The following is a 7009-nucleotide window of genomic DNA, read 5'->3' as shown; positions in this document are numbered from 1 at the left end:
GGCCTGCATCACGACGTGTTCGCGCTCGGGGAAGCCGGCCTCGCTGAACATGCGGTCGGCCTCGTCGGCGTGGGCCGACAGCGGGCCGAGCGCGCGGTTCATCCACTCGATCTCGGGCACGTCCTGCGCCCCGCCGCGGAGCAGCGTGTGGGCCATGTGGGTGTGGGCGTTCACCAGCCCGGGCATGACGACGCCGCCCTCCGCGTCGACGACTTCCTCGGCGTCTCCCGGATCCGGTCCCTCGGCCGCCGGGCCGACGTAGCTGATCCGGCCGTCGTCGACCGCGACGGCACCACCGCCCTCGCCGGTTTCCCTCGCCGGCGAGTCTCCATCCACGATCCCGAGCCTCTCGCCCCGCATCGTGAGCAGCGTCCCGTTCGTGACGAGCGTGTCCATGCGCGGGGCCTCGGCGGGGGCGTGCTTGAAGCTTCGGCGGCGGGCGGCGAGTAGCCTTTTCGCCCCGCCGGCCCAACGCCGGAGCGAATGACCGAACGCGTGCTCATCATGGGCGCGGCGGGGCGGGACTTCCACGACTTCAACACCGCCTACCGCGGCCGCGACGACGCCCGTGTCGTCGCGTTCACGGCGGCGCCGGGACAGAACCTCGGCGAGACGGCCGAGGGCGGCCACGAACGCTACCCGCCCGAACTCGCCGGCGAGGGCTACCCGGAGGGGATTCCCATCTCCCCCGAGTCCGAACTGGAGGCGCTGGTCCGCGAGGAGGACGTCGACACCGTCGTCTTCTCCTACTCCGACGTGAGCCACGAGACGGTGATGCACGCCGGCTCCCGGGCGATCGCCGCGGGCGCGGACTTCGAGATCCGCGGGCCAGAGACCGCGATGATCGAGGCGTCGGTGCCGGTGATCGCCGTCGACGCCGTCCGGACGGGCTGCGGGAAGTCTCAGGTCAGCCGTGCGCTGGCGGACGAACTCCAGTCCCGCGGCGTCGAGACCGCCGTCGTCCGCGAGCCGATGCCGTACGGTGACCTCGTCGAGGGGCGCGTCCGGCGCTTCGAGACGATGGCCGACCTCGACGAGGCGGGCGTGACGATCGAGGAGCGCGAGGAGTACGAGCAACACATCGAGCGCGGCCACGTCGTCTACGCCGGCGTCGACTACGCCGACGTGATCGGGCGGGCCGCCGACGAGGCCGACGTGCTGCTCTGGGACGGCGGCAACAACGAACTCCCGTTCGTCGAGCCGGACCTCCACGTCGTGCTCTGTGACCCGCTGCGGGCCGGCGCGGAGACGCGCTACCACCCCGGCGAGGCGAACCTCCGGATGGCCGACTACGCGCTCGTGAACAAGGAGAACAGCGCCGAGCAGGAAGATATCGAGCAGGTGGTCGAGAACGTCGAGTCGGTCAACCCCGACGCCGAGATCCTCCACGCCGACTCAGTGGTGAGCGTCGAGAACGCCGAGGCCGTCGACGGCGCCGAGGTGCTGGTCGTCGAGGACGGGCCAACGCTGACCCACGGCGACGCGAGCACGGGCGCCGGCACGGTCGCCGCCGAGCAGTTCGGCGCCGCCGCACGGATCGACCCCGAACCGCACGCGGTCGGGTCTGTCGCCGACACGCTGGCGGCGTACCCCCACCTCGACCGCGTGCTGCCCGCGATGGGGTACAGCGAGGCGCAGATCGCCGACCTCGAAGCGACGATCGAGAACGCCGATCCGGAGCTCGTGCTCGCGGGGACCCCCCACGACCTCGGTCGCGTCGTCGACGTGGACGTGCCGGTGGTTCGAGTGCGCTACCGGGTCGAACCCAAAGGCTGGGAGTTCGCCGGCCTGCTCGACGATCACGCCGACGCGCTCGGCCTGTCGACGTAGCGCACAGGCCGCTACCCCGGTCCTTTTCCCGGTTCAGCGTCTGGACACGGTATGTCCGAATCCGACGGCGTCGTCGACACCGACGCCGAGGCCGACGAGGTAGTGGTGTTCAGCGACTACGTCTGCCCGTTCTGCTATCTGGGTCGCGCGTCGCTGGCGCAGTACCGCGAGAGCCGGGACGCCCCGCTCGCGGTGGAGTGGCATCCGTTCGACCTCCGCGGGTACAAGCGGGACGAAGACCGACAGATCCGGGACGACGTCGACGACGGGAAGGACGACGACTACTTCGAGCAGGTCCGGGAGAACGTCGACCGCCTGAGCGAGCAGTACGACGTGGCCCTCGACATCGACGCGGTGCCCGACACCGACTCCTGGAACGCCCAGCAGGCCGCGTTCTACGTCCGCGAGGAGCACCCCGAGCAGTTCGAGGCGTTCGACGACGCGCTGTTCGCGGCGTACTGGGACGACCACCGCGACATCGGCGACCCCGACGTGATCGCCGACGTGGCCGAGTCGGTCGGCCTCGACGCCGAGGAGATCCGCGAGGCGGCGACCGACGAGGAGTGGGCCGACCGCCTCGAGGCGCAGTTCCAGACCGCCCGCGACCGCGGCGTCACCGGCGTGCCGACGTTCGCCGCCGACGGCCACGCCGCCCGCGGCGCGGTGCCGCCCGAGCAGCTGGAGCGCCTGATCGAGGGCTGAACGCCCGAATCCCACGAAACACTTATACCTCGACTCCGTTCGGTCGGGTGTCGCGATGTCGCCCCGGTTCGGGGTAGGGGCCTTATCGGGGTGGCACCGCGGCGATGCGCGCATCGCCGTGCGGTCGGCCAGACGTGGCCGTTCACCCACGGCGGACCGTTTATCCACGGTCGAGACAGCGACCGCCAGCGACCCGCAGGGCTTTAGCCACCAACCCACCGAGACACCTCCATGTCGCAGGGAATCGTCGAGGAGTTCCTCTCTCTGAAGGCCGAGACCGACGCGGATCTGCTGATGATGCAGTGTGGCGACTTCTACGAGCTGTTCGCCGACGACGCCGAGACCGTCGCCGACGAGCTCGACCTCACGATCTCCCAGAAGTCCTCTCACGGCTCCTCCTACCCGATGGCGGGCGTCCCGCTCTCGGAGCTCACCCCCTACCTGACCGCGCTGGTCGAACGCGGCTACCGCGTGGCCGTCGCCGACCAGTTCGACGCCGAGGACGGCTCGAAGTACCGCGAGATCACCCGCCTCGCGTCGCCCGGAACGCTCGTCGAGACCACCGACGACGACGCGCAGTACCTCGCGGCGGTCGTCGAAGGGAAATCCGGCGAGTACGGCCTCGCGTTCGCCGACATCACCACGGGCCGCTTCCTCGTCACGGCCGTCGACGGCGCCGACGCCGCGAGCGCCGAACTCTACCGCTTCGCCCCCACCGAACTCCTCCCCGGCCCCGAGGTACGGACCGACGATCCCCTGCTCTCGCGCCTGCAGGAACGCCTCGACGCCACCCACACGCTGCGCCCGAGCGACGAGTTCGGCCCCGGCCGTGCGCGCCACCGCGTCCGCGAGCGGTTCGGGGAGTCGACCTTGGAGAGCATTGGCCTCGACCACGACTCCCCCGCCGTCCAAGCGGCGGGCGCGATCCTCGCCTACGTCGATGACACCGGTCTCGGCGTCTCGGCGGCGATGAGCCGGCTCCAGCACTACCGCCCCGACGACCACCTCGACCTCGACGCGACCACGCAGCGCAACCTCGAACTGGTCGAGACGATGCAGGGCGGCAGCGAGGGGGCGCTGTTCGACACCATCGACGCGACGGTCTCCTCGCCCGGGCGCCGGCTGCTCCGGGAGTGGATCACGCGGCCGCGCCGCGATCAGGAATTGCTCGCCCGGCGGCACGACGCCGTCGAGTCGCTCGCGAGCGCGGCGCTGGCCCGCGAGGCCCTGCGTGACTGCCTCGACGACGCCTACGACCTCGAACGGCTGGCGTCCCGCGCCGCTTCCGGCTCCGCGGACGCGGGCGACCTGCTCGCGGTGAAGCAGACGCTCGCGGTGCTGCCCGCGCTGGAGGACGCGATCGACGACACGCCGCTCGCGACCTCGCCGCTGCCGGACCTGCTCGCGAAGCCCGACCGCGCGGCCGCCGCCGACCTCCGGGAGGAACTCGACGCGGCGATCCGCGACGACCCGCCGAAGACGGTCACGCAGGGCGGGATCTTCCGCGAGGGGTACGACGAGGAACTCGACGAACTGATCGAGCGCCACGAGGAGCTAGAGCGGTTCCTCGACACGCTCGCCGACCGTGAGAAGCGGGAGCACGGGCTCTCACACGTCACCGTCGACCGCAACAAGACCGACGGCTACTACATCCAGGTCGGCAAGAGCGTCGCCGATCAGGTGCCCGAACACTACCGCGAGGTGAAGACGCTCAAGAACTCCAAGCGGTTCGTCACCGACGAGCTCGAGGAGAAGGAGCGGGAGATCATGCGCGTCGAGGAGGCTCGCGGGGAACTGGAGTACGAACTGTTCGAAGAACTCCGCGAGCGCGTCGCCGCCCGCGCCGAACTCCTGCAGGACGCCGGGCGCGCCATCGCCGAAGTCGACGCACTGGCCTCGCTGGCAGACCACGCCGCGCGCAACGACTGGACCCGCCCCGAACTCACCGACGGCGACGCGCTGCACGTCGAGGCCGGCCGCCACCCCGTCGTCGAGACCACGACGGAGTTCGTGCCGAACGACCTCCACCTCGACCGCGACCGGCGGTTCCTGATCGTCACGGGGCCGAACATGAGCGGGAAGTCGACGTACATGCGACAGGCCGCGCTGATCACCCTCTTGGCGCAGGCCGGGAGCTTCGTCCCCGCACGGTCGGCGGAGGTCGGCCTCGTCGACGGGATCTACACCCGCGTCGGCGCGCTGGACGAGCTCGCACAGGGGCGCTCGACGTTCATGGTCGAGATGCAGGAACTCTCGAACATCCTCCACTCCGCGACCGAGGACTCGCTCGTAATTCTGGACGAGGTGGGCCGCGGGACGGCGACGTACGACGGCATCTCGATCGCGTGGGCGGCGACGGAGTACCTCCACAACGAGGTCCGGGCGAAGACGCTGTTCGCGACCCACTACCACGAACTCACGACGCTCGCGGACCACTTGGAGGGCGTCGCGAACGTCCACGTCGCGGTCGACGGCGAGCCGGGCGAGGGGAACGACGTGACGTTCCTCCGGACCGTCCGCGACGGCCCGACTGACCGCTCCTACGGGATTCACGTCGCCGACCTCGCGGGCGTGCCCGGCCCCGTGGTCGACCGCGCGGGCGACGTGCTCGACCGCCTGCGCGAGGAGAAGGCGATCGAGGCCCGCGGCTCGGGCGGGGACGGCGAGACGAAACAGGCCGTCTTCGACCTGAGTTCGGGGAGCTTCGCGGGCGCGACGAGCGCCGGCCAGCCGAGCGGCGGAGCAGCCGACACGACCCCGGAAACCGTCGGCGACGGTGGCGGCGTCGAGGGCGAGGCGGTCGATCCCGAGGCCGCCGACGTGCTGGAGGAACTCGACGGGACCGACGTGGCGGAGATCTCGCCGATCGAACTGATGCAGCGCGTCGAGGAGTGGCAGTCCCGGCTCGACGAGTGAGCGCATCGTTCTTTGTCCCGCGCCCTGTGGGTGTCTCCATGCACACACAGCGAGTCGACGCGGGGGGTCGACCGTGAGCCGCCGGTTCGCGGTCACCCAGAAGGCGGTGCTGCTCGGCCCCGAGCCGGAGCGCCGCCTGCTGTTGCTGGAGAACGAGGACGGCGTCTGGGAGCTTCCCGGCGGGCAGCTCCGGGTGGGCGAGCAGCCGGTCCCGGGGCTGAAACGCGCAGTCCGTGAGACGACCGGGATCGACGCGGCCGTCGACGATCCCGTGCTGAGTACCGCCTGGGAGATCGACGAGGGCGGCGCGTTCGCCACCATCTACCGCGCCCACAGCCCGACCGAGAGCGTGACGCTCGCGGGCGACCACGTCCGGGCGGTGTGGCTCGCCCCCGAGGAGGCCGTCGAGCGCGAGTTGAACAGCAGTCAGAAGGACGCGATCGAGCGGGCGGTGTTCTGATCATGGCCGAGGACACCCCGGACATCACCGCGCTCGACGACGAGACGGTCCAGCGCATCGCCGCCGGCGAGGTGGTCGAGCGCCCCGCCTCCGTCGTCAAGGAATTGGTCGAGAACAGCATCGACGCCGGCGCCGACCGCGTCTCGATCGCGGTCGAGCGCGGCGGCAAGGACGGCATCCGCGTCCGCGACGACGGCGTCGGCATGACTGCCGAGGAACTCGACCTCGCGGTCCGGGATCACCACACCTCGAAGATCGGCGACATCGCCGACCTCGAAGCCGGCGTGGGGACGCTGGGGTTCCGCGGTGAAGCACTCGCAGCTATCGGCGCGGTCTCCCGGACGACGGTCCGCTCGAAGCCCCGCGGCGGCGAGATGGGCCACGAGCTCACCGTCACCGGCGGCGACATCGGCGACCCCGAACCGGCGGGCTGCCCGGCGGGGACGGTCGTCGAAGTGGAGGACCTGTTCTACAACGTCCCCGCCCGGCGGAAGTTCCTCAAGACCGACGCGACCGAGTTCGACCACGTCAACACCGTCGCCACGCAGTACGCGCTGGCCAACCCCGGCGTCGCCGTCTCGCTTGAGCACGACGACCGCGAGGTGTTCGCGACCGACGGCACCGGAAACCTCCGCTCGACGGTGCTCTCGGTGTACGGCCGCGAGGTCGCGGAGTCGATGGTCGACGTGGAGTGGTCCGCAGAGAGCGACGACGCCCCCGTTCACTCCGTGCAGGGGCTGGTCTCTCACCCCGAGACTACCCGCGCGGGCCGGGAGTACCTCTCGACGTTCGTCAACGATCGCTACGTCACCGCCTCGGCGCTCCGGGAGGCGGTGCTCGACGCCTACGGCGGGCAGTTGGCGCCGGACCGCTACCCGTTCGCGGTGCTGTTCGTCGAACTCGATCCCGCGACCGTCGACGTGAACGTCCACCCCCGCAAACTGGAGGTCCGCTTCGACGACGAGGCGGGCGTCCGGGACGCCGTGAGCGAGGCCGTCGAGGACGCGCTGCTGGCCGAGGGGCTGATCCGGACCTCCGCGCCCCGCGGGCGCTCGCAGGCCGACGAGACGCCGGTCCGTCCCGGGGTCGACGACGAGGAGG

The 7009-nt window shown here is 71.0% G+C and carries 6 protein-coding genes; 5 read left to right on the top strand and 1 reads right to left on the bottom strand.

Annotated elements, in window-relative coordinates:
• Window positions 1–396, bottom strand: a 396-nt coding sequence (locus tag ACFR9S_RS08555) for an amidohydrolase family protein (RefSeq protein WP_379818426.1), incomplete at its 3' end; no start/stop codon positions are given.
• An 87-nt stretch (window positions 397–483) separates the two neighbouring features.
• Here ACFR9S_RS08555 and ACFR9S_RS08550 point away from each other — a divergent pair.
• From ACFR9S_RS08550 to mutL, 5 genes are all read left to right on the top strand, one after another.
• On the top strand, window positions 484–1830 hold the full coding sequence (locus ACFR9S_RS08550) for a GTPase (protein WP_379818425.1): 1347 nt from the start codon (window positions 484–486) through the stop codon (window positions 1828–1830).
• Between the two features lie 51 nt (window positions 1831–1881).
• Window positions 1882–2532 (top strand): DsbA family oxidoreductase, encoded by a 651-nt coding sequence (locus ACFR9S_RS08545; RefSeq protein ID WP_379818424.1) that lies wholly within the window; start codon window positions 1882–1884, stop codon window positions 2530–2532.
• A gap of 231 nt (window positions 2533–2763) precedes the next feature.
• The gene (mutS, locus tag ACFR9S_RS08540; protein WP_379818423.1) at window positions 2764–5448 is read left to right on the top strand and encodes a DNA mismatch repair protein MutS; all 2685 of its coding nucleotides are present in this window, start codon (window positions 2764–2766) and stop codon (window positions 5446–5448) included.
• 73 nt (window positions 5449–5521) lie between these two features.
• Window positions 5522–5908 (top strand): NUDIX domain-containing protein, encoded by a 387-nt coding sequence (locus ACFR9S_RS08535; RefSeq protein WP_379732227.1) that lies wholly within the window; start codon window positions 5522–5524, stop codon window positions 5906–5908.
• A gap of 2 nt (window positions 5909–5910) precedes the next feature.
• Window positions 5911–7009 (top strand): DNA mismatch repair endonuclease MutL (mutL, locus tag ACFR9S_RS08530; protein ID WP_379818422.1); only part of this gene is annotated, 1099 nt, incomplete at its 3' end.

Source organism: Halolamina salina (genome assembly GCF_042678005.1).
Classification (GTDB): domain Archaea; phylum Halobacteriota; class Halobacteria; order Halobacteriales; family Haloferacaceae; genus Halolamina; species Halolamina salina.
This window is presented reverse-complemented; position numbering and strand designations above follow the sequence as displayed.

What these genes read in the sequence shown, in the direction of transcription:
- mutS (WP_379818423.1), top strand. Translation starts at nt 2,764, where the DNA reads ATGTCGCAGGGAATCGTCGAGGAGTTCCTCTCTCTGAAGGCCGAGACC.
- ACFR9S_RS08550 (WP_379818425.1), top strand. Translation starts at nt 484, where the DNA reads ATGACCGAACGCGTGCTCATCATGGGCGCGGCGGGGCGGGACTTCCAC.
- ACFR9S_RS08545 (WP_379818424.1), top strand. Translation starts at nt 1,882, where the DNA reads ATGTCCGAATCCGACGGCGTCGTCGACACCGACGCCGAGGCCGACGAG.